The sequence below is a fragment of the Siphonobacter sp. BAB-5405 genome, from assembly GCF_002872335.1.
Lineage (GTDB): Bacteria > Bacteroidota > Bacteroidia > Cytophagales > Spirosomataceae > Siphonobacter.
In genome coordinates this window covers 1-3,977 of sequence record NZ_NJAG01000039.1, presented here as the reverse complement: position 1 = coordinate 3,977, position 3,977 = coordinate 1, and the positions used below count along the sequence as shown (strand labels likewise).

The 3,977-nt window shown below is 48.0% G+C and carries 4 protein-coding genes; 1 reads left to right on the top strand and 3 read right to left on the bottom strand.

Translation table 11 applies throughout. The annotated features are described in order from the left end of the window. Positions 1-201 (top strand): hypothetical protein (locus tag BWI97_RS28420; protein ID WP_233207934.1); only part of this gene is annotated, 201 nt, incomplete at its 5' end. A 250-nt stretch (positions 202-451) separates the two neighbouring features. Here the strand turns inward: BWI97_RS28420 and pgi are convergent. From pgi to BWI97_RS21115, 3 genes are all read right to left on the bottom strand, one after another. Then, positions 452-2,098 (bottom strand): glucose-6-phosphate isomerase, encoded by a 1,647-nt coding sequence (gene pgi, locus BWI97_RS21125; RefSeq protein ID WP_102202688.1) that lies wholly within the window; start codon positions 2,096-2,098, stop codon positions 452-454. A gap of 153 nt (positions 2,099-2,251) precedes the next feature. Beyond that, the gene (locus BWI97_RS21120; RefSeq protein ID WP_102202687.1) at positions 2,252-3,040 is read right to left on the bottom strand and encodes a glycoside hydrolase family 25 protein; all 789 of its coding nucleotides are present in this window, start codon (positions 3,038-3,040) and stop codon (positions 2,252-2,254) included. 205 nt (positions 3,041-3,245) lie between these two features. Beyond that, on the bottom strand, positions 3,246-3,881 hold the full coding sequence (locus tag BWI97_RS21115; RefSeq protein ID WP_094811231.1) for a peroxiredoxin: 636 nt from the start codon (positions 3,879-3,881) through the stop codon (positions 3,246-3,248). Between the last annotated feature and the right edge of the window lie 96 nt (positions 3,882-3,977).

Genomic DNA, 3,977 nt, shown 5'->3' with positions numbered 1-3,977 from the left:
TTCAGAAATGGAAAAGCTACGGTTAAAACATTCTTCAGACACTTTACCATTGATAAAAACCATACTAAACTTGAACAGGGTTTTAATAACATTGTGTATGTACTAGGAATAGGGACGATGCTATTGCTGCACCTGGTTTATTTCTTTAAAACGAGAAAGAGTTACGCAAGTCAAGAAAAGCTATTCACTCGTAAATTGTAGGAGTGTACGAATTTAAACGGATGCTGACTATTGATCACGTCTTTGAGGAAGAGGCTTTCTACTCTAACTCAGTAAGGCAGGGGGCAGACTGGCTTTGAGTTAAGGGTTGATAACGAAGGGAATTTTCTTCCAAACAGTCCGAAGGAAGGGCCGAAGCAGGCAAAAAAACGGCGTATCATACGTGCAAAGGGGCTTTGACCTACAATACGCCGTTTTATTCAGGGAACGTTACAACATTCCGGTATTTTTACTAACGCCAGGCTTTATAAGCGTTGATGAGGCCGTTGGTAGATCCATCGTGATCGTTGACCGGCTCATCGTTTTGTAGTTCAGGATAGATTTTGCTGGCCAGTTGCTTGCCCAGTTCCACCCCCCACTGATCGAAGCTGTAGATATTCCAGATGACACCCTGTACAAAAATCTTGTGTTCGTAGGCAGCAATCAGGCTACCCAGCGTACGGGGCGTAATGGATTTGACCAGAAAGGAGTTGGTCGGACGGTTGCCTTCAAATACTTTAAAAGCCACCAGCGACTCGTATACTTCCGGACTCACGTTTTTCGACTGGAATTCGGCGATGACTTCTTCGGCAGTTTTACCGTTCATCAACGCTTCCGTCTGGGCGAAGAAGTTAGAAAGCAGAATCTTATGGTGTTCACCAATGGGATTGTGACTAATCGCCGGAGCAATAAAGTCCGCTGGAATTAGTTTCGTGCCCTGGTGAATGAGTTGATAAAACGCGTGCTGACCGTTGGTACCGGGTTCACCCCAGATGATGGGTCCCGTTTGGTAATCTACGGCTTGACCATCGCGACCGACGTACTTGCCGTTGGATTCCATATCGCCCTGCTGGAAGTACGCCGCAAAGCGGTGCAGGTACTGATCGTAGGGCAAAATAACCTGCGTCTGGGCACCGTAGAAGTTATTGTACCAGATTCCCAGCAAAGCCAGCGTTACGGGAATGTTTTCTTCAAAAGCAGCCGTCCGGAAGTGGTTATCCATGGCGTGAGCCCCTTCGAGCAATTCCACGAAATTTTCGTAACCTACGCTCAGAATGATCGACAAACCAATCGCCGACCAGAGGGAGTACCGACCACCTACCCAATCCCAGAAGACAAACATGTTTTCGGTATCGATACCGAATTTGCTGACTTCTTTTTCGTTGGTTGAAATGGCCACGAAGTGTTTCGCTACGGCAGAATCATCACCAGCCGCATCCAGCAACCAGGTACGGGCCGTGTGGGCGTTAGTCATGGTTTCCTGCGTCGTGAACGTCTTGGAAGCAATCAGAAACAAAGTCGTTTCGGGATTGACGGCCTTCAACGTTTCGGCAATGTGCGTACCATCGACGTTGGATACGAAATGCAGATTCAGGTGATTTTTGTAAGGTTTCAGAGCCTCCGTCACCATCACCGGACCCAAATCCGAACCCCCGATACCAATGTTCACCACATCCGTAATAGCCTGGCCCGTATAGCCTTTCCACTCACCGGAAATGACTTTTTCGGAAAACGTTTTCATCTTATCCAGTACGGCATTCACCTCGGGCATCACATCCGCACCGTCCACTTCAATAGGTGTATTCGAGCGGTTCCGCAGGGCTACGTGGAGTACGGCCCGATCTTCGGTCGCGTTGATTTTCTGGCCGGTGAACAGCTGCTCGATGGCATCTTTCAGCTCGGCTCCCTGAGCCAGTTCCAGTAATAACTGTTTCGTTTCTTCCGTGATCCGGTTTTTGGAGTAATCGAGCAGGATGTCTTCAAAACGAGTCGAAAAACGATTGAACCGTTCGGTATCTTCCGCAAATAAGTCTTTAATCTGGACGGATTGAGTAGCCTCAAAATGAGCAAGAAGCTTTGCGTAAGCAGGATTCTGAGTAAATGGAATAGACTTCAGCATAAGATAAGGCTCTGAATGATAGGATACGTCAGGGCATGAGCGGATAAGGTCATGCTACTGCGTTTAAGCGGGCCAAAAATGGCTACTGCATCCATAAAAACCAACAAATGGGGGCAGAGTTCCGTAATAAAACTTTTCGGGAAATTTTTTGGACTAGGGCAGGCAGATTTGCTCCAGCTCGCTCAGATCACCCAGAAATGCGTTATAATCGACCTTTCCCTTGATACCTTTCAGCTGACCCAGTTCGGAATACTGCCAGAACCAGACTTTCCCGGAAATATCACCCGCCAGTTGTTCCGATGAGTAATGGGCCAGCCAGAGTGGATATTCGTCGAAATTGCCCCGAATGAATTTCTGGTAAAAGCGGCGATTGGTGTAAATGATGGGTTTGACGCCGTATTCCTTTTCGACTAACTCCAGCCAGGTACGAATGTCGCGGATGGTCCGTTCGTCCGATTTCAGCGGGTGTGAGGATTCGACGTCCAGTACCGGCGGCAGATCCCCCGATTTCAGTTGTACTGTTTCGATGAAATTATCGGCCTGCGGAACCGGGTCCCGCCAGGGGATGAAAAAGTGATAGGCACCGACGCGTAATCCCGTCTGGCGGGCACTGCTGTAGTTGTTTTTGAAGCGTTTATCCTGAATGGAAATGCCTTCAGTGGCTTTGATAAATACGAATTCCAGACGAGCTTCGTCCGCCAGGGCCGACTCCCGAATCACGCTCCAATCAATTTTTCCCTGATGCTTGGAGACGTCAATACCGTGGACGGGATATTCCGTTGGAATACGAATGCTGGCGGTTCGGGAGTAATCCCATTCAATTTGCGTAGGATTGCGATACCGGAAATACAAAAAAGCGGCAATCAGCCCAATACAGAGGAGACTGAGAGCGAGGAGCAATTTTACGTTGAACGGTGAGCGGCGTTTGACTGGAGCAGGCATTCGAATTTGAAAAAGAGCCCGTAAAAGTAAGGGAGAGTTCTTGGTTTACGGTTTTCAGTTTACAGTTTTCCGGTGGATTTGTACGTAAAACGGTTAGGTAAGCCATCTGCTCGTGTACGGAGCGGGTACGTTCTTAAACAAAAACCACAGCGTCGCTCTATAATTGAGTAACGCTGTGGTTTTTAACGAAAAATGGTAAATCCTATTATTTATTCGGCTGCGGCGTAACACGCAGGTAGGGTTTTACGTGCGTAACGCCTTTCGGAAATTTCTCTGCCAGAGCATCATTGGAAACGGCAGGCGTTACAATGACGTCTTCGCCGTCTTTCCAGTCGGCCGGTGTGGCTACCTGATAATTGGCCGTGAGTTGCAGGGAATCAATGACCCGCAGAATCTCCTGGAAATTACGACCCGTGGAGGCGGGATAGGTCAGGGTCAGTTTGATTTTCTTATCGGGACCGATGACAAACACCGAACGAACCGTTGCTTTTTCGCTGGCATTCGGATGAATCATATCATAAAGTTCAGCGACTTTACGGTCCGAATCGGCGATGATGGGAAAATTGACTTCCGTACCACTTACTTCGGCAATATCAGGCGTCCAGCGGTTGTGAGAATCCAGATCATCGACCGATACGGCAATCACTTTCACGCCACGTCTTTCAAAATCGCCTTTCAGTAAAGCGGTTTTACCAAGCTCCGTCGTACATACAGGCGTAAAGTCAGCGGGGTGTGAAAAGAGTAAGCCCCATTTATCGCCCAGCCATTCGTGAAAACGGATGTGGCCCTGAGTGGTATCTGCTTCAAAATCGGGTGCGATGTCTCCAAGTCGTAAGGACATAATCGAATCAGTTTAAGGTTTATCGAACGTCCGCAAAGGTTCAACGTTCCGTTGAGATAAACAAGTCAAATACTCTATTAGTTTACCAGACTATTC

Bases quoted from the DNA above. Each gene is read 5' to 3' on its own strand.
- BWI97_RS21120 (WP_102202687.1), bottom strand. From the start codon at position 3,040: ATGCCTGCTCCAGTCAAACGCCGCTCACCGTTCAACGTAAAATTGCTC.
- pgi (WP_102202688.1), bottom strand. From the start codon at position 2,098: ATGCTGAAGTCTATTCCATTTACTCAGAATCCTGCTTACGCAAAGCTT.
- BWI97_RS21115 (WP_094811231.1), bottom strand. From the start codon at position 3,881: ATGTCCTTACGACTTGGAGACATCGCACCCGATTTTGAAGCAGATACC.